Here is a 22,006-nt window from a genome sequence, read left to right on the forward strand (position 1 = left end):
GGCTCCACACCGCACGGGATGAGGCTAGGTCAGGGTGCGGGGGCGGATGTCGTTGGCGCGGTCGACGAGGTCGATGCGTTCGTCGCTGGTGCCCGCGAGCCTGGCCAGCCAGCGGTAGCAGCGCTCGAGACCGAAGCGGACGTCCCGTTCGGACAGTCCGCTGCCGAGAACCTCGCCGTGGGCCCACACGGTGTCGTGCGCGTGTGCCGGCTCGATACGCTGCCACTCCTGCATCCACCCGTACGTCGCCTCGAGCAGATCGGCCGATGCCCACGCGCGGCGCTCGGCGTCCAGGTCGAGCCCCTCCAGCCGCCGCGACGCCGCCACCAGCTCGTGCGCGGTGACGACCGGCTGCTGCCGACCGGCGGGCGGCACGGACGCGGTGATCCGCACCGCGTTGATCTGGGCGTCGACGTGGTGGCTGGAGGACCGGGGGATGGCGTCCAGCGTCTCGACCGCGATATCGCGCCCGCCTTGCGCCAGGTACACCCGTGCCAGGCCGAACGCGGCGCTCACGTAGCTGCGGTCGGTGCGCCACACCTGCTCGTAGAAACGCGCGGCGGCGAAGTAGTCGCCGAGCAGCTCCGCGCAGGCTGCCAGCGCCAGCTTCGGCGCGAGCTCACCCGGGACGTCGTTGTAGGCGGCGTCGAAGGCCGTCCTGGCAAGCTTCGGCCTGCCGGCGACCAGCTCGATCATTCCCCGGTACCACTCGATACGCCAGTCGTGCGGCATGCCGGCCTTGACCGCCAGGTACTGCGCGGCCTGCAGCTGCCTGCGTGCCTCGTCGAGTTCGTCCAGCTCGATACGTGCCCGCACCACGCGCAGGCGCACCTCGATCGAGTCCTGCGGCGCCCTCGCCAGCGCCTCGATCACCTCGCGGGGCTCCGAGGTCGTCGTCGACGCGAGCAGGCTCGCGGCGACATCGTCGGTGTGCACCAGCGGCGAGGGCAGGCCTGCGACCACATCGTGCGGCTCGGGTGCGGGAACCCGCACCGCACCGCGGCGACCCGGGGTGCGGTCCGGCACCACCGAGTGCACCCCGAACGTCCTGTTCTCCGCTCCGAACACTGTGGACGATCCGGGACGCTCCTCACCGGTTCCCAGTGCCATGACCTCCCGCAGCACCCCGGTGAGCTGGTCGGCCATCTCCTCGGCGGAGGCGAAGCGCCGGTCCGGGTCCGCGTGGGTCGCCCGCTTCAGGAACCGGTAGTAGGAGTCGAACAGCTGGAAGAGCGGGACGTTCTCCTGCGGCGGGAGCGTCGTCTTGTACTTGGTGGTGTACCCGGAGAACTCGAAGGACAGCACCGCGAGCGTGCGGCCGACGGTGAACAGGTCCGACTGCACGCTCGCGCCACGGGTGCCCAGCTCCGGAGCGCTGTACCCCGAGGTGAAGAACAGCGGGCTGGTGTAGTCGTCCATGTGCCGCACCGCGCCCAGATCGATCAGCTTGAGCTGCTCGTTGGTCTGGATGACGTTGTCCGGCTTGAGGTCGCAGTACAGCAACCCCTTGTTGTGCAGGTACCCCAGCGCCGGCAGGATCTCCAGCCCGTATGCGATGACCTGCCCGATCGGCATGCTCTCCGGCCGCCCGGCCGCGCGGTGCCTCGCGAGCGCCAGCTGGCGCAGGGACTGCCCGCCGACGTACTCCATCACGATGTAGCCCACCGAATGGCCGGTACGCGGGTCCTCGTGTTTGACGAAGTTGTAGATCTTGACGATGTTCGGGTGCTCGACCTCGGCCAGGAAGCGGGTCTCGTTGACCGCCGCCTCCGTCGCCGTCGCATCGCCGGTGTCGATCAGCCCTTTGAGCACCACCCACCGGTCGTTGACGTTGCGGTCGGTGGCCAGGTAGATCCACCCGAGCCCGCCGTAGGCGAGCGCGCCGAGCACCTCGTACTGCCCGCCGACCACCTCGTTCGGTCGCAGGCGCGGGGTGAAGGAGTACGCGGCACCGCAGTTGGCACAGGTGCCCTCGGTGGGGCCCGGCTCCCCGTCGCTACCGCGCCCCACCTTCGCGTCGCAACGCGCGCAGTAACGCTTGTGCTCGGCGACGACAGGATCGTCCAGCACGGCCGACGAGGGGTCCCGGTACGGCACGGGCGGCACCTCGACGAGCCCAGCCCCCAGCGCGCCCCTGCGGGAGCGCCGCGACCCGCGCGAGGACGACCGCCGCGAGCCACGCGGGAACGTCTCGCCGCCGGTGCCCTGCGACCCCGATCGGGAGTCCGAGCGCGGCCCCGACCCCCTGCCGGAGTCCGACCGGGAGTCCGATCCGGAGCCCGGCTCGGAGTCACTGTCGCCGGGTTGCTCCAGCACGCTGTCCGGGCCCGGCTCGGGCAGCGCGGGCTCGCGTGCTGCCGACTCGCCGGAGGGGCGCACCACCCGCGTCTCCGGTCGCTCGGTGAACAGCGCGCTGGTCAGGTCCTGCTCGTCCGGTCCACTCATCGATACCTCGCCTCCGGTGGGCTCGCGCCGCCGAGCACCGGTTCGATCCACCTGTCGTAGAGCTCGTCCCACCGGTCGTCGCGCACGTCCTCCAGCACGGCGTTGACGTACCGGACCATGTCCTCGTCTCCCGGTGGGATACCGATGGCGTACGGCTCCTCTGTGAACGGCTCACCCACCACCTCGGTGGTCGGGTCCTGCTCAGCCATGCCGGCCAGGATGGTGTCGTCGGTGGACACCGCCTCCACCTGTCGCTGCTGCAGCATGACAAGGCAGTCCGACCAGTTCGGCACCGACACCGGTTCCGGAGCCGCCTCGGCGATGTTGCGCAGCGACGTCGATCCTTCCGCGGCACACACCCGTTGACCGGCGAGGTCGTCGAGTCCGGTCACGTCGGAGGCTTTCGGCACGAGGACCCGCTGGCCGGCCTCGAAGTACACGCTGGAGAACTCGATGTTCTCCCGGCGCGCGCAGTTGACCGTCATCGTCCGCACGACGATGTCCACATCGCCCTCCCGCAGTGCGGGAATGCGCTCCGCTGACGTGATCGTGTGGAACCGTACCCGGTCACGGTCACCGAGTACGGCGCCTGCGATCTCACGCGCGATATCGATGTCGAAGCCCTCGAGCTGCCCGGTCGCGGGGTTGTGGAACCCGAACAGGAAGGTGTTCTGGTCGACGCCCGCGACCAGGTGGCCGCGGTCGCGGATCTTGGCCATCGTCGAGCCCTCCGGGATCTCCGTCCCGTCCGGCTCCAGGCTCGCCGTGGCGTCGCAGTCGTCGTCGACGGCCTCACCGCCCTCTTCGGGCGGTGCCCCGCCGACACCCGCGGGTTGCGGTCGTTCCGCGACGACCTGCCCGCTCAGCTCCCGCGGCTCTCCCGCGGGCACGCACGCGGCCATGGCCAGGCCGAGCACCGGCAGCAACGCGATCAGCCGGTGTCGCAGGTGACCCCTCGCGTGCCGCTCGGCCCCCGGGGTCATCGATACTCCCTCAACCGTTCCCCGACCCCGACCGTGATGCCCAGTGCCGCGACGACGCTGAGGACTGCCAGGCCCTGCGGGAGCGCGTGCAGCGCACGGGATGCGGTCGTGGTGCTGTCCACGAAGTCCTGCCTCCCCTCGGCGATGGCCTGGCTGAGGTTGTCGTCGAGCGCGTGGAACGCCTGCGCGGCCCCCTCGTCGTCCCCGCTGATCGCGAGCTCCACCGCCGCGCCGTAGTCACCCTCGTCGCTGTGCTCGCGGATCCGCTCGTCGGCACGACGCCAGCTCTCGGAGTTCTCGATCGCCTCGTTCACCAGCTCCTCCGCCGGGCCACCGGCTGCCTGCTCACGCACCTCCCCGAGCAGCCCGCCCGCGCCGTCCGAACCCCCCAGTTGCCGGGACAGCTTGCTGAACCCCTCGGTATGCCGGTCCCCGTCCCCGCGCGCCACAAGCGACATCGTCTGGTCCGCCCTGGCCTGCAGTGCCACGATCCGCGTGCTGACCAGCCGGTCGGCCTGCTCGGTGCCGTCCCGCTGCCCGGAACCCACCTGCACCCCGTGCACGACCAGCGCGACCGACGTCCACAGCAGACCCACGAGTACCGCCACGGTCGCCACAACCAGGCCGGGGTTGAGCACCCGGTTCGTCCGGCGTCGCAGGTAGCGCTGCGTGGCGAGCAGCGCGGCAACCAGCCCCAGCGCGAGCAACGCGGTGAAGACGGGAACCGAGCGCGCATCCCGCTGCTGCTCGGCGAGGCGGTCGGTCTCGAGCTCGTAGAGCTCCTCCGCCGCAGGCAGTATCGCCGAGCGCATCAGCTCCGAGGCCTCCTGCAGGTAGGAAGCCCCCACAGGGAACCCTTGCCGGTCGTTGGCGCGGGCGGTCTCGACCAGCCCTGTGTAGACCGGCAGCTGCTGGCCGATGATGTCGACCTGCTCGGCGGCGGCCGGAACATCCTGCGCGGAGGCCGATGCCTTGGCCAGTGACGCCCCGGCCTGGGCGATGCTGTCCTCGTAGCGTTCGCGCAGCCGTTCCGTCTCGGACTCCTCGGCCAGGAGGGCAGCGGCCGCGGTGGCCTCGGCGTCCGACAGTGCGCTGTAGACACGCTGGGCCTCGGCGGTCACCGGCTCACGATGCTCGAGCAACCCGTCGACGGCGTCCTTCTTGCCCTGCGCCATGACCGTGCTGACCAGCCCGACCAGCAGGGTCAACGTGACCAGGCCGGCGGCGATCATCGACAACCTGCCCGGTGTCCGCGCGGCCGAGACGGTCAGGCGGCGGAACGCCTGCTGCGCCAGCTCGACCAAGCCACTGATCCACGCGCGGTACCCCGGGGTGCGCGTGGGCTCCCCGGATCCGTCGGCGTCGGTGTTCCAGCTTCCCCCGGGGGTTGTCATCGGCCCATCCTTCGCACCTTCCCACTCCGTACACGCCGTCGAATCCGGGCACGCCTGTGATCATCCCCCATCACGGTGCTGCCCGGCGCGTGCCCCGGCGGCGATGCGGTCGGCGAAGCCTAGCAAGATGCACCAGTCCCCTGCCGGCGCCCGCGCACGAGCACCGGTCACGAGCGTACGAGACGCGCGATGGCGTCGCTTGCTTCCTTCACCTTCTCGTCGGCATCGGTTCCGCCCTCGGAGACGGCCTGCGCGACGCAGTGCTTGAGGTGCTCGTCGAGGAGCTCGAGAGACACCGATCGCAGTGCCTTGGTCGCCGCGGAGACCTGTGTCAGCACGTCGATGCAGTACTCGTCGTTCTCGATCATCCGCGCCAGCCCCCGGATCTGACCCTCGACCCGGTGGAGCCGCTTGATGTGCCTGTCCTTGTCGTGCGTGTATCCCTGCATCACCGCGCTCCCGTGGTCCCGTGCGGCCAACGCGATCAGGATACCCTCCAGGGGTTCCTCACGCGCGACCGTCGCGCCTGCGGGTGCTCTCACGCACGGGTCTCGGTGACCACCCAGGACAGGTACTCGGCGCTGCCACCGGTGATCGGGGTGGCGATGATCTCCGGAACGTCGTAGTCGTGCAGCTCGGTGAGACGGTCCGTCAGGGCCTCGACCCTGTCGGACGCCGTCTTGATGTCCACACGCCACTCGGTGTCGGTCTGTACCTCGCCCTCCCAGCGGTAGACGCTGGTGATCGGCCCGACCACCTGGGCGCACGCACCCAGCTTCGCCTCGATCGCTGCTGCGGCGAGCCGCTGGGCGGCCTCCTCGGAGTCCGTTGTCGACGACACGATCACTTGCTCCGCGGCCCGCGCCGGGGCCTGCTCGAAGGATTGGTCTGACGGCATGGCTCCAGCGTAACCGTGCGCTGGGCGCGCCTCGAAGCGCGCGGGGGTCGGCCGGACCGATCGACCGGCTACCCGACCTTGCCCTTACCGGACGCCTTGGACTTCTTGCCCCGGATCGCTGCCGGGGCACTGTCCGCCACCCGTGCCTCGTAGCTCGCCCGCTCCTGCGAGCTCGCCGCTTCGGCCATCAACCTGTCCACCCCGATCCTGCGCACCAGCCAGTCGCCGAAACGGCGCGGCATCAGGTAGCTCAGCCTGCTGACCGGCCCGATGGATGCGGGCACGAACACGTCGAACCGGGGATGCTGCAACGCCCCCACGATCGCCTCCGCCACGTCCTCCGGCTGCACCGGAGGGAACCCGGCCGTGTTCTTCAAGCCGGAGGAGAGCTCGGTACGCACGATGCCGGGCATCACGCAGGAGACGTCGATGCCGTCGTCGGCCACCTCGAGCCGCAACGACTCGGAGAAGCCGACCACCCCGAACTTCGTCGCCGAGTAGGTCGCCGCGCTCGGCACCGGGGTCTTACCGGCCGCGGACGCGATGTTGACGATGTGTCCCCCGCCGCGTTGCTTCATGCGCCGCACGGCTTCCTTGCTGCCGTGGATCACCGCGTGCAGGTTGATGGCCAGCTGGTTCGTCGTGGTGCGGTCGGTCTCCTCGCCGATCGGACCGATCGGCATGATGCCCGCGTTGTTGATCAACACGTCGATCGGTCCCAGCTCGGACTCGACCCGGTCGAGAAACGCGGTGTACGCCTCGGTGTCGGTCACGTCCAGCGCCACCCCGAGGGAGGGCGTGCGCAGGCTCGCGGCGGTCTGCTCGGCGAGCTCCGCATCGAGGTCACCGATCGCCACGCGGGCGCCCTGTCCGGCGAGCATGCTCGCCGTGGCCGCTCCGATCCCCCGGGCACCACCGGTGATCGCGATCGTCCGTCCTACCAGCGAGCGGGGTTGGCGAGCCATGTCGGATCCTCCTGATACCTCGTGATGCGGGTGAGACCACACGATGAGAACGTGTTCTACAGTATGGCGTCCCTCCCGATCAGGCAAGTGGCGAGCTTTCTCATACCCGGACGCGACCCAGCGTCTCGGTGACCGCGGGAAGGGCTCGTTCCCTGTCGGCCGTGGACAGCCCGATGCGCGTACGCCGGTCCACGAGGTCGGACTCGTCAAGCGCGCCCTCGTGCCGGAGCCCGAACAGCAACTCCGCCCGGGTAACCGGGATGCCGTCGGCGATCGGTTCCGCCGCGCCCGGCTCGCAGGCGGCCCCGTCCAGCACCGCGGCGGCCTCCGTCCCGTACCGGCGCACGAGCCGGTCCGGCGCGTCCACCCCGGCGAGCTCCGCACGGTTGCCTGCCCCGACCAGCGGCAGCCGCCTCGTCCGGCACGGCCCGGCCATCACCCCGCTGCGTGCCAGCGCGGCATCCAGCGCGTCCTCGGCCATCCTGCGGTAGGTGGTCAGCTTCCCGCCGACCACGGTGACCAGCCCGTCCGGCGCGGTGAGCACGGCATGCTCACGCGAGACGTCCGCGGAGCGCCCGTTCCCGGAGTCCAGCAGCGGCCGCAGCCCCGAGTACGTACCGAGCACGTCCCGCCGGGTCAGCGGGGCACGCAACGCCGTACTGATGGTCTCGAGCAGGAAGTCGATCTCGGACTCCGAGGCCCGCGGTACGTCGGGGATCTCGCCGCTGGTCTCCTCGTCGGTGAGCCCGACGTACACGCGGTCGTCGCTCGCCGGCAAGGCGAACACGAACCGGTTGCGCTCGCCGGGAACGGGCGTCATCAGACCGGAGGCGAGCTCACCGAAGGCCTCGCGGGGCAGCACCAGGTGCGTCCCCCTGCTCGGCCGCAACGACACGCCGGGCGCGAGCCCGCCTGCCCACACCCCGGTCGCGTTGACGACCATGCGGGCGTCGACCTGCGTGGCCTCGCCGGTCAGCTGGTCACGCAGCACGGCGCCGCCGCCGGTGACGTCCTCGGCCGCGCACCGCGTCAGCACCCGGGCGCCGTGCGCCGCCGCGGTGCGCGCGAGCGCGACCACCAGCCGCGCGTCGTCGGTGAGCTGGCCGTCCCAGCCGAGCAGGCCGCCGCGCAGCCCCTCGGCACGCACCGTCGGTGCCAGCCGCTGCACCTCGGCGCGTGTCACCCGGCGCGACCGCGGTAGCGACTGGTGCGAGGTGCGCGCCGAGAGACGCAGCAGGTCGCCCGCGGCGAAGCCGGCACGTACGAGCGCGGCTGCCGACCCGCTCACCCGCGGCAGCAGCGGCACCAGCTGCGGCAACGGGCGGACGAGGTGCGGGGCCGTCCTGGTCAGCAGGATGCCGCGCTCCACGGCGCTCTCGTGGGCGATGCCGACACTGCCGGAGGCGAGGTAGCGCAGCCCGCCGTGCACGAGCTTCGAGCTCCACCTGCTGGTACCGAAGGCCACGTCGTGCTTCTCGGCGAGCACGACCGACAGCCCGCGACTGGCGGCGTCGAGCGCCACCCCGGTACCGGTGACCCCGCCGCCGATGACGAGCACGTCGACGGGGGACTCGCGGGGAAGCTCCGCGAGCTCGCGCGCGCGGCGCGCGGCGTTCAACGAGGACGGATGCGTGCCGCTCATGGCTTCAGGTACCTCGCAAGCAACTCGCGAAGCTCGCCGTCCAGGGCGTCCAGCCGCGCGCTCTCGCTCGTCGGTGCGTTGTCGGCGAACGCGGGGCCGGTCAGCGCGAACGACCACGCGGTAAGCAGCAGCGACTGCGCCTGGGTCTCGACGTCGGCCGCACGGACCGAGCCGTCCGCGACACCGGCACGCAGACCGCGCTCGATCAGCTCGAGCTGCTGGTCGGTGTTGCGGCCGCGCCGCTGCAACAGGTACGGCAGCAGGAAGTCGGGGTCGAGCTCGATGATCTTGCGCATCAGCGGATGGGCCCGGCTCTGCCGGACGATGCGCACGATCCCCTCCACGAGGCGCTCGCGGGCCGAGTCCGCGGGTATGTCGAACACCCCGTCTGCCAGCGTGCTCCACTCGCGCGTCATCAGTGCCGCGACGACCTCACGCACGCTGCGCCACCGCCGGTACAGCGTCGCCCGCGACACCCCGGCCGCCCGGCCGATCTCGGCCATGGTCATCCGGCGCAGGCCGATGGCCAGCAACAGCTCGTAGGCGGCATCGAGGATGTGCTCCTCATCGATCGCGTTGGCCGCCCGCAGCCCGGCCCCACCGCTGTCCGGCTGACGTAGCGCCTGGCTGTTATGCTGAGACATCATACGTAAAAGTGTATCAGCACGTTACCGGCCGACACACCCGCGAGGTCCCCGTGAGCGAGTCCGATCTCCCCGTCGTGGACATGCACCCCTACCGCTGGGGTGACCCTTCCCGCCCAGCCGAGCTACCCGAGGCCGTACGCACCGCGCTCACCCACCTCGGGGCACGCGAGCCCGCGGGCGAGCCGGCCGAACCGGACGAGATCGCCGTACCGCCGGTCCGGCTCACCGACCGGGCCATCGCGAAGCTGGAGGACGTGGTGGGGCGCGACCACGTGCGCACCGACAGCGCGACGCGGGTCGGGCACACCCGCGGATGGTCCACCCCCGACCTGCTCAAGCTGCGGTCCGGGGACGCGGCGGACGCACCGGACGCCGTGGTCGGCCCCGCCGACCACGAGCAGGTCCTGTCCCTGCTCCAGGTGTGCACCGAGCACCGGATCGCCGTCGTCCCGTTCAGCGGCGGGACGTCCGTGGTCGGCGGGCTCACGCCCCGGCGGGACAGGTTCAACGGGGTGATCACGCTGGATCTGGGCCGGATGGACCGGCTCACCGCCATCGACGAGACCTCCCGGACGGCCACGCTGCAGGCAGGCGTGCGCGGCCCGCACGCCGAGCGGCTGCTCGCCGCGCACGGGTTCACGCTCGGGCACTTCCCGCAGTCCTTCGAGGGGGCCAGCATCGGCGGGTATGCCGCCACCCGTTCGGCCGGGCAGGCCTCCGCCGGGTACGGCCGGTTCGACGAGATGGTCGTGGGCATGACCCTGGCCACCCCGCAAGGCACCATCGAGCTCGGCAGCGCCCCGATGTCCGCCGCCGGACCCGACCTGCGCCAGCTCGTGCTCGGCTCGGAAGGAACCCTCGGCGTGATCACCTCCGTGACCGTGCGGGTACGCCCCGCACCGGCCGAGCGTGTCTACGAGGGATGGCAGTTCGACTCCTTCGAGGCGGGCTCGGACGCGCTGCGCGCGCTCGCCCAGGACGGGCCGCTGCCGACGGTGCTGCGGCTGTCGGACGAGGCCGAGACCAGCGTCAACCTCGCCGACCCGGCACGCGGCCTCGGAAGCGGGGCCGACGGGTGCCTGGCCGTGGCCGGCTACGAGGGCACCGCCGACGGGGTCGCGGCGAACCGCGCGGCTGCCGCCGAGATGCTGCGCGCCGCAGGCGGGCGCCCGCTCGGCACCGAACCCGGCGAGGCGTGGCGCGCGGGCCGGTACCGCGCCCCGTACCTGCGCGACCCGCTGCTCGACGCGGGTGCCCTTGTCGAGACGCTGGAAACCGCCACCTTCTGGTCCAACCTGCACCGGTTGCGTCACGCGGTGACCGAGGCCGTGCGCGCCGAGCTCGAGGCCGCGGGCACCCCGGCGCTCGTGCTGTGCCACATCTCGCACGTCTACGAGACCGGGGCCTCGCTGTACTTCACCGTGGTCTGCGCCCAGGCAGACGACCCTGTCGCGCAGTGGTCCGCCGCCAAGGCCGCGGCGAACGAGGCGATCCGCTCCGCGGGCGGGACGATCACCCACCATCACGGGGTCGGGATCGACCACAGGGAAAGCTACGCCGAGGAGGTCGGCGAGCCTGCCGTCGAGGCGCTGCGCGCTGCGAAGCGGGCGCTGGACCCCGCAGGCATCCTCAATCCCGGCGTGCTCCTCTCCCCGTAGCATGAACGCCGCTGACGACCAGACCACTAGAGGATGAGGGCTGCGATGCGCAGGTACACAGCGCTGATCAACCCGATCGCGGGCGGCGGCCACGCGGCCGAGCGACTGGGCCCGGTGACCCGGCTGCTCGAGCAGTGGGGCGCATCGGTCACCGTCGAGGAGACCCGCGGCCGCGAGCACGCGATATCGGCCGCGGAGCAAGCCGCGGCCCGGGGTGATGTGGTGCTGGCCGCCGGCGGCGACGGGCTGGTGCGCGACGTAGCGGGCGGCGTGGTCACCACCGAAGGGACGCTGGGGATCGTGCCATCCGGGCGGGGCAACGACCTCGCCCGCGCGCTCGCCCTGCCGGAGGAGCCCACCGAGCTCGCGCGGTTGCTGTTCGATGGGCAGGTACGGCAGATCGATGTCCTCGAAGTGGGCGGCGTGATCGTGCCGGGCAACGTCTACGCGGGCATCGACGCCGCGGCCACCTCGATCATCAACGGGAGCAGGTGGGTACCCGCCGGACTGCTGTACCGGCTCGCACCCGTACGCGCGATCCTCACGTGGCGCCCTCCCCGGTACACCCTCAGCACCGACGGGCGGACGTGGTCGTTGCGCGCGCACACCGTCGTGATCGCCAACTCGGGCGCCTACGGCCACGGGCTGTCCATCGTGCCGCAGGCCGTACTGGACGACGGGATGAGCGACCTGCTCGTGGTCGGTACCGGGCCGCGGCGGGAGATCGTGAAGTTCCTGCGCGAGGCCCGCACGGGCGGCCACGTGCACCGCGCGGAGGTCACCCACGAGACGGTCACCGACATCGTCCTGGACGCCGACCGGCCGATCCCGCTGTGCGCCGACGGCGACGAGATCGGCGAGCTCCCCGCCCGGGTGCGCATCCTGCCCGCCGCGCTGAACGTCATCGCCCCCAGCTCGCCGTCCGGGGGCCGACCGAAGGACTCCTCGGGCACCACATACGCACCGAAGAGGACCTCCGGCTCGCCCCTCGGGGCCGCTGACAGGACCGGTACCGGGATGAGGCACGGTAAGGACTGATGAGCGGCGATCACAGCAACAAGCACGGTACGATCCGGGGCTCGCTGCAGCAGCTCGAGTCCCGGCTCCATGAGCTGGACGGCAAGGGGTACGGGCAGTACCGGTCGATCGAGGGCAGCTGGGAGGCCAACGGTTTCGTCGTGGAGCTGCTCAAGGCCCAGACGGACCCGTTCGCCCCGGCAAGCCGCGTCGAGGTGCGGGTGCCCGCGCGCGCCGCGGGCTTCCCCGAACACCTCTGGGCCAACCGGGTGCGCGCCCGAGGGCTCGCCGACTTCGTGCTGCGCGCCCTCGGCAAGCGGCTGCGCAACTCGGAGCTCAACATCGACGTCGGCGGGCAGGAAGTACTCGACCGCAGCGCCGTACGGGTGCGCGACGGGGACCTGACCCTGCGGATGGGGCTGAACCTGCCAGGACCACGCAGGCGGATCGACGGCAAGGGCGCGCGGAAGGCCCTGTGCGAGCAGCTGCCGGACGCGGTGAACGCCGCCGCCCGTCACGCCGCCCTCGACGCAGAGGCGCTGGAGGAGTTCGTCGACTCCGTCGAGGACACCGACGCCTTACGCAGGGCACTACCCTCGCTGGGCCTGGTGGGCTTCGTCGCCGACGGCGCCATGCTGGCGCGGCGCAGCGGCACCGATGACCGGCCGCTTGTCGACGGCATACCGTTCCACTCGCCCGAGTCGATGCGGGTGAGCGTCGACCTGCCGAACCGGGGACGGGTCAGTGGCATGGGCATCGGCGAGGGCATCACGCTGATCGCCGGCGGCGGGTTCCACGGCAAGTCCACCCTGCTGCGGGCGCTCGAGCACGGGGTCTACGACCACATCCCCGGCGACGGGCGGGAGCTGGTCGCCAGCAGGGACAGCGCGGTGAAGGTGCGCGCGGAGGACGGCCGCAGCGTGCAGCGCGTCGATGTCAGCTCCTTCGTCGGGCGGCTGCCCAACGGTGCCGACACGAGCGACTTCTCCACCACCAACGCCTCCGGGTCGACCTCGCAGGCGGCCACGACCGTGGAGGCCCTGGAGGCGGGCGCGGACGTGTTGCTGATCGACGAGGACACCGCCGCGACCAACATGATGATCCGGGACGCGCGGATGCAGGCACTGGTCGCCAAGGACAACGAGCCGCTGACGCCGTTCATCGACCTCGCGCGCCCGCTGTACAGCCAGCACGGCGTGTCCACCGTGCTGGCCATGGGCGGCTCGGGTGACTATCTCGACATCGCCGACCGGGTCATCATGATGGCCGCGTACGAGGCCTACGACGTCACGACCGAGGCGTTCCGGCTGCGCTCCGACGAACCCGAGCGGCGCACCGAGACCGACCGGTTCCCCCGGGTCCGGCAACGGGTGTGCCGGCCGGACGCGCTCGGCAAGGACAGCAAGGGCAAGCGGCGGATCAAGCAGCGCGGCACCGACACCCTGGTACTCGGCGGCGACGACATCGACCTGCGCGCGGTCGAGCAGATCGTCGACACCAGCCAGGTCATGGGGATCGGCCTGGCGCTGAGCTACGGCGTGGAGAAGGGGCTGCTGGACGGCAAGCGCTCCGTCGCGGAGTTCCTGGACCTGCTGGACCGCGACCTGGCAGAGTCCGGGGCGGACGCGCTCCAGCGTGGCTTCCTCGGAGACTTCGCCGTGCCGCGCCGCTACGAGGTCGCCGCCGCGCTGGCCAGGCTGCGTTCGTTGCGGATCAGCGCGACCAGGGACAGCGAGTCCGGGTCCTGACCGCGCACGTGCGCGAACGTCCGGTAACAGCGTGCTCTGATCTACGTCACAATCCTTATTAGCATCCGGACAACTATTGTTACGGTACGGCGATGAGCACGCTGGATCCCACGACACCGGTGCTGGTCGGAGCAGGCCAGGTCGGCGCGACCGACTCCACAGGGACGATCTCCATCCCGGACCTGATCTCTTCCGCCGCCCGCGACGCGCTGGCCGATACCGGAGCAGGCACGGACGGGCTGCGGGACGACATCCAGCTCGTGGGTGTCGCCGACTGCCTCACGTGGCGTCCCAGCGATCCCGGCCGCGAGCTGGCCGAGGAGCTCGGTGCGAAGCCGCGCGAGACCGTGGCCACCCGCGCGAGCGGCACCAGCCCGCTCGATCTGCTGGCCGACGCCTGCCAGCAGATCCGGGACGGCGAGATCGACACCGCGCTGCTCGCCGGCTGCGAGGCAGTCCGGGCGCTGCAGCAGGGCCGGATCGACAACGGGCAGGTCACCGAGGACGGTCCCGGACCGACCCGCACGCTCGGGTCCGACAAGCACGCCAACCACCCCGCGGAGGAAGCCGCCGAGCTGCGCCTGCCTGTGCACTTCTACCCGCTGTTCGAGAACGCCCTGCGGGCGGCGGCCGGGCGCGGTGTCGAGGAGCACCAGCGATGGGTCGCGCGGCTGTGGGCACGCTTCGCCGACGTGGCCAGGACCAACCCGCACGCGTGGAACACGGCGGGCCCCGGGGCGGAGGAGATCGCCGACCCTACGAACAACCGCATGGTCGCCTTCCCCTACCGCAAGCTCACCATCGCCAACATCTACGTCAACCAGGCGGCCGCGGTCGTGCTGTGCTCGGCTGCCGCGGCCGAGCGGGCGGGGATCCCGCGCGAGAACTGGGTGTTCGTGCACGGCACGGCGGCAGCCAACGACCACTGGTACGTCGGCAACCGTGCCGAGCTGCACCGCTCGCCCGCCATTCGCGCGGTCGGGCGCGCGCTGCTCGGCCACGCCGGCCTCGCCGTCGACGACATCGCCTACCGTGACCTCTACTCCTGCTTCCCGTCCGCCGTGCAGGTGGCCGCGAACGAGCTCGGCATCGAGCTGGACGAGCCGCATCCCGCGCCGACCGTGACCGGCGGGCTCACCTTCGCGGGAGGCCCGGGAAGCAACTACGTGATGCACTCGCTGGCCACGCTGCACGAGCGTCTCCGCAAGGATCCCGGGGCGAGCGGGCTGGCCACGGCGACGGGTTGGTACCTGACCAAGCACGCCGCTGTCGTGCTGTCGGCACGCGAGCCGCAGGACCGTTACGCCCACCACGACGTGCAGTCCGAGGTGGACGCCCATCCCGCGCGGGAGATCGCGGAGGACTACACCGGAAGGGCCGTCGTGGAGACCTACACGGTCAGCCACGACCGCTCAGGGGAGCCCACCATCGGTCATCTCGTGTGCCTGCTCGACGACGGGCGCCGCGCGTTCGCGATGACCCAGGACCCGGGAACCATCGCCGCGCTTCTGGAGCGTGACCCGATCGGCGCTCGGGTCGACGTGCCGGAGTGCACCCTGGTGGAGTAGGGCGGCCCACCGCACCCTCCGGGGTGCTCAGCCGCCCTGCTCGGTGGCAGCCTGCTCGGCCACGCTCCAGGCCTCGTCGTGCGCGGCGCGCCCCTCGAGCTCGCCGCCGGCCAGCCTGGTGAGGTACTCGGCCCACAACACCGACCCCGGGTTGCCGAAGTCGTCCGTCCCCTCGCCGCGCGCGAGCGCGATCCCGCGCTCGATTCCCTCGATGATCCCGGCGTCCACATAGGATATCCAGGAACCCGGTTCGCCGAGCGAGTAGTAGTCGAGGAACGCGATGACACCCTCGATATTGCGCCACCGGGATTGGTAACCGGGCAGCAGCTCCACGGCCGGCCCTTCGGGCATGCCACGGACGAGCTCGGCCCGCTCGGGCATCGACATCAGGTTGATCTCTTCGGCTGTGCAGTCGAGGCTCGCGGCACACTCGTCCGGCCCGCGAGGAACGACCCCGGCCGCTGCCGCAGGCGCGAGAAGCGCCAGTACCAGCGACACCATCGCCGCGAGGGCCCCGACACGTCGTGAGCGCATGACCACCACACTCCGGTGAGCCGACAGCAGTGCCTACCCGTGGAACCGCGCACGGAGCCCAGCTTGTTGACTTTATGTCAGCAACACTCGGAGGTCGCTATTTCTTCCCCGCCGCCTTCGCGGCTTTCTTGAAGGCCCGCACCTCGTCCAGGGTGACCTCGTCGACGACATCGGCCACCGAGCGCCGGGCGCCGTCCTCCCCGTATGAGCCCGCGGCCTCGCGCCAGCCGTCGGGCTGGACTCCCAGCTGCTTACCGAGTAACGCGAGGAAGATCCTGGCCTTCTGGTCCCCGAAGCCCGGCAGGTCCTTGAGCCTGCGCAGCACCTCACGGCCGTCCGGCTCGTCACGCTCCCACAGCCGGGTCACGTCGCCCTCGTAATGCTCGAGCAGGTACTGGCACAGCGTCTGGATCCGCTTGGCCATCGAGCCCGGGTAGCGGTGCACTGCGGGTTTCTCGGCGCAGAGCGCCGCGAACTCCTCGGGATCGGCACCCGCGATCGACTCGGCGTCGACGCTGCCGAACCGGTCCGCGATCTTCTTCGGCCCCGCGAACGCGACCTCCATGGCGACCTGCTGGTCGAGCAACATCCCCACGAGCACGGCAAGCGGGTTCTCGGCGAGCAGCGCGTCGGCGTCCGGATCCTGCGTCAAACACAACGTCGTGGTCATGGCGCCAGTATTTCACGGCCCATCGCCCCGCGCGTCGCGCCAGGCTCACCCCGGCAGGCTCGCGCACGTAAGGTGTCGCCCATGGCGATCGACGGAACAGGGGTACCCATCCGCGTCATCGACGCATTCACCGGGGAACCGTTCACCGGCAACCCCGCGGCGGTGTGCCTGCTGGAGCCAGGCGGCTGGCCGGACGAGAACTGGATGCGCCGGGTCGCCGCCGAGATGCGGCACTCGGAGACGGCCTTCGCCTACCCCCTTCCGGACGGCGAGGGAGCCGACTGGGCGCTGCGCTGGTTCACCCCGACTGTCGAGGTGGACCTGTGTGGCCACGCCACGCTCGCCACCGCGCACGCGCTGCACACCGACGCAGGCCGTACCGGCACCATCCGGTTCAGCAGCCGTAGCGGGATCCTTGCGGCGCACACCCACGCGGGCGGGTCGATCACCCTGGACTTCCCCGCCGCGCGGCTCGCGGCCGTCCCGGTCGCGAGCGCGCTGACCGAGGCCCTCGGCGCCGGCCCGGAAGCGACCTTCGACACCGGCGGCCTCGGGGACGTGCTGGTGGTCGTGCGGGACGAGGTCACCGTGCGGGCACTGGAACCGGACCTGCCCGCGCTCGCGCGGTGGTGCCGGGCGGAGAACGTCCGTGGCGTGATCGTCACCGCGCCCGCGGCGGAGCCGGGTACCGGCTACGACTACGTCTCCCGCTTCTTCGCGCCCGCCGTCGCCGTCGACGAGGACCCGTTCACCGGCAGCGCGCACACCGCGCTCGCCCCGTACTGGTCGCGGCGCCTCGACTCCACCGAGCTGATCGGGCTGCAGGCGTCGGCCCGTGGCGGAACCGCCCGCACCGTGGTCGCCGGTGAGCGCGTGCACCTCACCGGGCGTGCGGTCACGGTGCTCGACGGCACCGTGCTGGCTGCCGACGGGTGACCCGCACCGCGATCGCCAGGGTTGCGGGTCACCGACGGAGCCGAAGGTGACCCCGGTTCCTTAGAAGGAGCCCGATGTCACGTTCGGCTCCCCGCCCGTAGGTGCTTGGCAGGCAGCACGCGGCGGCGGTCCGTCACGGCGATCATCGCGACGCTGCCGATGACCAGCCAGATCGCCAGCTCGAGCACCCCGGAGTACCCGCCGGAGGCTCCGGTGGTGATCGCGCTCAGCGCCCGCACGGCCCCCTGGGTCGGCAGCAACGCCCCCAGGGCGGAGAAGCTCGCCGGGACCGTGGAGATCACGTTGATGCCCAGCGTCAGCACCAGCACCGCCACGGACACGAACCGGCCCGGGCGCTTGAATATCGCCACCAGCGCCTGGTTGAGCACCATGAAGGCGGCCGCGGCCAGCAACGAGACGCCGAGGAACGCCATCACCTCGCCGAAGCTCAACCCCAGTACCGGCCACAGGATGAGACTCACCGCAACGGCACTGATCGTCGCGATCGTCGCACCGGGCACCGCGGCGCGCAGGATGATCTTCCAGCTGGGGTCCCTCGAGGTCAGCACCTCGGGCGGCACGGCCCGGGTGACCAGGTAGGTCGCCAGCCCCCCTGCCCACAGGGCGAGCGCCATGAACAGTGCCACCGCGGCGCGGCCGAAGTCCGGTGTCCCGCGGACGTCCGCCGCGGTCGGCGTCGCCGCGATCTCGCTGAGGTGCTCGCGCTCGTCCTCGTCGTAGTTCGGCACCTCGTCCTGCCCGTCGTCCAGCTCGGAGGCAAGCTGTTCGGTACCGCCGTGCACGTCGTCCGCGCCGCCTGCCAGCTCCGCCGCACCGCCGGACAACCTGGAGGTGCCGCCGGCGAGCCCGCGAGCCCCCGTCGCCAGCTCCGCGGCACCGGAGTCGAGCTCGACGATGCCGCTGTGCAGCTCGTCCGCGCCATCCGCGGCCTCGGCGATACCCGCGGTGAGCCCGGGCATCTCGTCTGCAAGCCGCTCATTGCCATCGGCGACCTGCTCGGCGCCGTCGGCAAGCCCGGTGACCGCCTCCTTGGCCTGCACTGCCGCGTCCCGCACGCGCGAGGTCGCCCCGTCGATCGCCGCGGCGTGCTCGCTGACCTGCTCGGACAGGCTGGTCAACTGCTCACAGAACTCGGCCTCGCCGCCCTCGTCGGCGCAACGCTCCGCCATCCGGCCGAGTTTGTCCGCGGTCTCCTTCGCCGACGGCAGGGCGTCCACCGCGTCGATCACCCGGTCCGCCAGCGGGGCCACCGTGTCCGCGATCTGCCGGTTGCCCTTGGCGACCTCGCGCGCGCCCTCGGCGAGCTTGCGGGTCAGTTCCGGCAGCCGCGCGGTCTCGTCCCGCGCCTCGCCGAGGCCGTCCGCGAGCTCCCCGGCGCCGGCGGACAGCTCGCCGGTGCCGGCGGCGAGCTCCTCGGCACCGCCGGCCAGCTCCTGTGCCGCCCGGTTCAGCTCGCCTGCGCCGCCGGCCAGGTCCTCGGCGCCGCCGGCGAGTTCGCCCGCACCTCCTGCCAGCTCGAAGGCCCCGTCGACGGCCTCGCCGAGCTGGTCGTGCATCTCGGTGAACGCCCCGTAGATCTGCTCGAGCTGCGATTGCACGACCTCCCGGTTGAGCTCGTCGACCTGCTCCTCGGCGGATCGCTTGCTGGCCTGGGGATCGGCCAGCCCGGCGCTGTCGGAGACCTCGATCTCCAGCAACGCCCTCGTGGCCTCCATCGGGTCCTCGTTCGCGGTCGACGTGGCGTGCGCGGAGAACGTCTCCGGGATGGTCACCGACGCGACGTAGCTCCCGTCGTCCACACCGGAACGCGCGTCCTCGGCATCGGTGAGCACCCACGAGTACCCGCCGGGGTCATCGTCCTGGGTGAGTTTCGCGGCCAGCTCCCGGCCGATGGGCATCATCTGGCCGTCGATCTCGACCGGTTCGTCGTTGTTGACCACGGCGGCTCGCGCGTCGTCGTGCTCGCCATGGGGTGCGGCGAACGCCCACGTGAGCAAGCCGAGCACCAGGACGGGGATGACGACCAGCCCCGCCCAGGTCCGCCAGGACAGCGGTCCCGGCGCGTGGGCGCGAGCGGTGTTGGCCAGTGGATTCAGCATCAGGGCACCTCAACGAGCCGGCGAGACAGGTCGATCGTCGACAACCGCGTCGGGGGCAGGATGTCGACGAGCAGGTTCGGGTCCTGGCAGGTGAACACGACCCCGGCGGGGGTCCCGTCCGGGGTGATCGGCCGCGCGAGCAGCGTGCGCAGGGTGTCGCGCTGGCCGGTGTTGACCACCGCGTCCAGGTCGTCGAACAGGAGCAAGGACACGCCGTCGGACAGTGCCGACCGCGCCTCGTCCGCGGGCGTGTCGGTGTCGCGGCAGGCGATCAGCGCCACGCGGGTACGCACCGCCCGAGCGTGCTGCGGGACCACCCTGCCGAGCACCTTCAGGTCCCCGTCGATGCCGGGCACCCGGCCGCCGATCGCGTACAGCAGCGCGGACTTGCCGGACGGTCCGGAGCCGTGCACGCCGAGCAGACCCCCCGGGAAGAGGTGGGTTTCCACACCGGAGAACACCACGCGGCCCCTGTCGTCGGTCAGGCTCAGCTCGCGCGCGCTGACAACCTCGGCCGAGTCCGGGGCCGGCCAGTCGGCCAGCTGCAGCTCGTGCTCCAGGGCGCCACCTTCGGCGTCGAAAGCGGGCAGCTTGCGGTCCAGCCTCGGCGGAAGCCCCCACGCGCGCTCGCCGAGCAACGACAGGATCGCGGGCACCAGCGTCATCCGCACGAGGAAGGCATCGACGAACACCCCGACCGCGAGGCTGAACGCGATGGGCTTGAGCGTCGCCATACCCTCCGGCACGAACGCGGCGAACACCGCGAACATGATGACGGCGGCGGCGACCACCACCCGGGACGCGGAGACGAACCCGGTCTCGATCGCGCGGTGCGGATCGCCACCGTGCACGTAGTCCTCGCGGATACGGGAGACCAGGAAGACCTGGTAGTCCATGGCGAGTCCGAAGAGGATGCCCATGAGCATGATCGGCAGGAAGCTGATCACGCTACCGGTCTCGGTGACGTTCAGCAGCTCCGCGAAGTGGCCATGCTGGAACACCAGCGCGGTGGCGCCGAACGCGGCACCGACGGACAGGAGGTAACCCACGCTCGCCTTGATCGGTACCCAGATCGAGCGGAACACCATCGCCAGCAGCAACAGCGACAGCCCGACGACGATGCCCCCGAACGGCAGCAACGCGTCACCGAGCTGGTCCGATACGTCGATGGCGATCGCGGTCAGCCCGGTCACGGAGGTGCTCACGCCGTAGACCTCGGCGAAGTGCTCCTCGTGGTCACGCAGCGTCTGGACGAGCTGCTTGGTCTCCGCTGAATCGGGTCCGCTCGAGGGGACCACCTGGATGACGCCGGTATCGGCGTCACGGTTCGGTGTGGCCAGCGGGACCGTCTGCACACCGTCGAGCTCCTCGATGTCCTCGGCGATGCCGTCGACGACACCGACCGGGTCGTGCGAGCCGATGATGTCCGCGACCACCAGCAACGGGCCGTTGTAGCCCGGGCCGAAGTGCTCGGTGAGCGCGTCGTAGGCATCCCGTGCGGGGGCGCCTTCCTCCTCGCTGCCACCGTTCGGCAGGGCGAGCTGGAGGCTGCCACCCGGCAGGGCGATCAGGCCGAGTCCGGCGACCAGCACCACGATGGTGACCACGGGCGCCCGCGTCACCCCGCGCACCCACTTCGCGGCCAGGCCCGCCCGTGCGGTGCGCCGCCTTCCGTCCCGCGCGCGGCGCGGCGTGCGGGGGCGCAGGCGCCTGCCCGCGAACGCCATCAGGGCGGGCAGCAGGGTGACGGCGACGAGCACCGCGATCATCACCGCGCCCGCTGCGGCGATCCCCATCGTGGTGAGGAACGGGATGCCCGCCACGAACAGCGCCAGCAGCGCGATCATCACGGTGACACCCGCGAACAGCACCGCCGACCCGGCGGTCGCGACGGCGCGCGCGATGGACTCCTCGACCTCGATTCCCTCGGCGAGCTGGTCGCGATGCCGGGAGAGGATGAACAGAGCGTAGTCGATCCCGACCGCGAGCCCGAGCATCACCGCGAGCATCGGGGCGGTCGACGAGATCGGGGTCAGCACGGTCACGGCCATGATCAGGCTGACAGAGACCCCAACGCCGATCAGCGCGGTGATCAGCGGCATCCCCGCGGCAAGGAACGACTTGAACAGCACGAGCAACACGACGAGCGCGACGCCGACACCGATGATCTCGACGATGCTGAACTCCGGCACGAGCTCCTCGAAGGCCTTGCCACCGGTGTGCACCTCGGCACCGGCACCGATGTCGGCACGCAGCTCCTCGGCGATGGCCGCGATGTCGCTCCTGGTGCGATCGGAGACGTCCTCGATGGCGACGTCGAGCGGCACCGCGATCAGGGCCGCGCGCCCGTCCGGGGACACGGCATCATGCACGTCCTCGTCGAACGGGTTCGCCACCAGCGCGACATCGGGGACCTCTTCGATCTCGGCGACCGCGGCCTCGACAGCCTCCCGGTTGGCCGGGGTGTCCACCCGCTCGCCCTCGGGTACGACCGCGACCAGCTGCGCCTGCGCCCCGCTCATCTCGGGGAAGACGTGCCCGAGGTAGTCCAACGTCTCCTGGGACTCGGAGCCGGGTATGGCGAAGGTGTCGTCGGTGCCCTGACCCAGCAGCATCGCGGCACCGCCGGAGAGTGCGAGAAGGGCGATCCAGGCCGCCAGGACGAGGGCCCGGCCGCGGGCCGTGGCCCGGCCCAGGCGGTACAGCAACGACGACAATTCACACTCCCGGGGCTTTCACCTCGATCGATACACGGTGTATCGTCCTACTCTAAGTACGCTA

At 71.3% G+C, this 22,006-nt stretch carries 17 protein-coding genes; 5 read left to right on the plus strand and 12 right to left on the minus strand.

All coding sequences use genetic code 11. The features are described from left to right. Positions 1–24 precede the first annotated feature (24 nt). From CHB84_RS05735 to CHB84_RS05770, 8 genes are all read right to left on the minus strand, one after another. On the minus strand, positions 25–2,445 hold the full coding sequence (locus CHB84_RS05735) for a serine/threonine-protein kinase (protein ID WP_089300588.1): 2,421 nt from the start codon (positions 2,443–2,445) through the stop codon (positions 25–27). Then, positions 2,442–3,428 (minus strand): glutamate ABC transporter substrate-binding protein, encoded by a 987-nt coding sequence (locus tag CHB84_RS05740; protein WP_245818579.1) that lies wholly within the window; start codon positions 3,426–3,428, stop codon positions 2,442–2,444. The genes CHB84_RS05735 and CHB84_RS05740 overlap by 4 nt, the downstream gene beginning before the upstream one ends. Further along, positions 3,425–4,822 (minus strand): hypothetical protein, encoded by a 1,398-nt coding sequence (locus CHB84_RS05745; RefSeq protein ID WP_245818580.1) that lies wholly within the window; start codon positions 4,820–4,822, stop codon positions 3,425–3,427. The genes CHB84_RS05740 and CHB84_RS05745 overlap by 4 nt, the downstream gene beginning before the upstream one ends. A 167-nt stretch (positions 4,823–4,989) precedes the next feature. Then, positions 4,990–5,271, minus strand: a complete 282-nt coding sequence (locus CHB84_RS05750) for a metal-sensitive transcriptional regulator (RefSeq protein WP_089300591.1) — start codon at positions 5,269–5,271, stop codon at positions 4,990–4,992. A gap of 89 nt (positions 5,272–5,360) precedes the next feature. Then, a complete protein-coding gene (cutA, locus tag CHB84_RS05755; protein WP_089300449.1) occupies positions 5,361–5,720 on the minus strand; it encodes a divalent-cation tolerance protein CutA in 360 nt (119 codons plus the stop codon). Positions 5,721–5,788: 68 nt separating this feature from the next. Next, positions 5,789–6,685, minus strand: coding sequence for an SDR family oxidoreductase (locus tag CHB84_RS05760; protein ID WP_089300450.1), 897 nt, complete (start codon positions 6,683–6,685; stop codon positions 5,789–5,791). 100 nt (positions 6,686–6,785) lie between these two features. Then, entirely contained in the window at positions 6,786–8,327 is a 1,542-nt protein-coding gene (locus CHB84_RS05765) for a glycerol-3-phosphate dehydrogenase/oxidase (protein ID WP_089300451.1), read from the minus strand. Next, positions 8,324–8,974: a TetR/AcrR family transcriptional regulator gene (locus tag CHB84_RS05770; RefSeq protein WP_089300452.1), complete on the minus strand. Its 651-nt coding sequence runs from the start codon at positions 8,972–8,974 to the stop codon at positions 8,324–8,326. The genes CHB84_RS05765 and CHB84_RS05770 overlap by 4 nt, the downstream gene beginning before the upstream one ends. A gap of 80 nt (positions 8,975–9,054) precedes the next feature. On the opposite strand from CHB84_RS05770, the gene CHB84_RS05775 reads away from it, so the two are divergent. The 4 genes from CHB84_RS05775 (at position 9,055) to CHB84_RS05790 (ending at position 14,965) form a co-directional block, all read left to right on the plus strand. Next, positions 9,055–10,632 (plus strand): FAD-binding oxidoreductase, encoded by a 1,578-nt coding sequence (locus tag CHB84_RS05775; protein ID WP_176439814.1) that lies wholly within the window; start codon positions 9,055–9,057, stop codon positions 10,630–10,632. A gap of 45 nt (positions 10,633–10,677) precedes the next feature. Then, on the plus strand, positions 10,678–11,670 hold the full coding sequence (locus CHB84_RS05780) for a diacylglycerol/lipid kinase family protein (RefSeq protein WP_089300453.1): 993 nt from the start codon (positions 10,678–10,680) through the stop codon (positions 11,668–11,670). After that, positions 11,670–13,397, plus strand: coding sequence for an ABC-ATPase domain-containing protein (locus CHB84_RS05785; protein WP_089300454.1), 1,728 nt, complete (start codon positions 11,670–11,672; stop codon positions 13,395–13,397). Before CHB84_RS05780 ends, CHB84_RS05785 begins: the two co-directional genes overlap by 1 nt. A 92-nt stretch (positions 13,398–13,489) precedes the next feature. After that, positions 13,490–14,965 carry a hypothetical protein gene (locus CHB84_RS05790; protein WP_089300455.1) on the plus strand — a complete coding sequence of 492 codons (1,476 nt, stop codon included), beginning with the start codon at positions 13,490–13,492 and terminating at the stop codon, positions 14,963–14,965. 27 nt (positions 14,966–14,992) lie between these two features. On the opposite strand, the gene CHB84_RS05795 is transcribed toward CHB84_RS05790, so the two are convergent. Both CHB84_RS05795 and CHB84_RS05800 read right to left on the minus strand, forming a co-directional pair. Continuing rightward, entirely contained in the window at positions 14,993–15,499 is a 507-nt protein-coding gene (locus CHB84_RS05795) for a hypothetical protein (RefSeq protein ID WP_141134586.1), read from the minus strand. Between the two features lie 97 nt (positions 15,500–15,596). Beyond that, a complete protein-coding gene (locus CHB84_RS05800; protein WP_089300457.1) occupies positions 15,597–16,169 on the minus strand; it encodes an HhH-GPD-type base excision DNA repair protein in 573 nt (190 codons plus the stop codon). 81 nt (positions 16,170–16,250) lie between these two features. Between CHB84_RS05800 and CHB84_RS05805 the strand changes: the two genes are divergently transcribed. Continuing rightward, entirely contained in the window at positions 16,251–17,105 is an 855-nt protein-coding gene (locus CHB84_RS05805) for a PhzF family phenazine biosynthesis protein (RefSeq protein WP_089300458.1), read from the plus strand. A 77-nt stretch (positions 17,106–17,182) separates the two neighbouring features. On the opposite strand, the gene CHB84_RS05810 is transcribed toward CHB84_RS05805, so the two are convergent. Together CHB84_RS05810 and CHB84_RS05815 are read right to left on the minus strand one after the other, a co-directional pair. Beyond that, positions 17,183–19,225: a YhgE/Pip family protein gene (locus CHB84_RS05810; RefSeq protein WP_089300459.1), complete on the minus strand. Its 2,043-nt coding sequence runs from the start codon at positions 19,223–19,225 to the stop codon at positions 17,183–17,185. After that, positions 19,225–21,942, minus strand: coding sequence for an MMPL family transporter (locus CHB84_RS05815; RefSeq protein ID WP_089300460.1), 2,718 nt, complete (start codon positions 21,940–21,942; stop codon positions 19,225–19,227). Before CHB84_RS05815 ends, CHB84_RS05810 begins: the two co-directional genes overlap by 1 nt. Between the last annotated feature and the right edge of the window lie 64 nt (positions 21,943–22,006).

This window comes from Haloechinothrix alba (assembly GCF_900188115.1).
GTDB classification, from domain to species: Bacteria; Actinomycetota; Actinomycetes; order Mycobacteriales; family Pseudonocardiaceae; genus Haloechinothrix; species Haloechinothrix alba.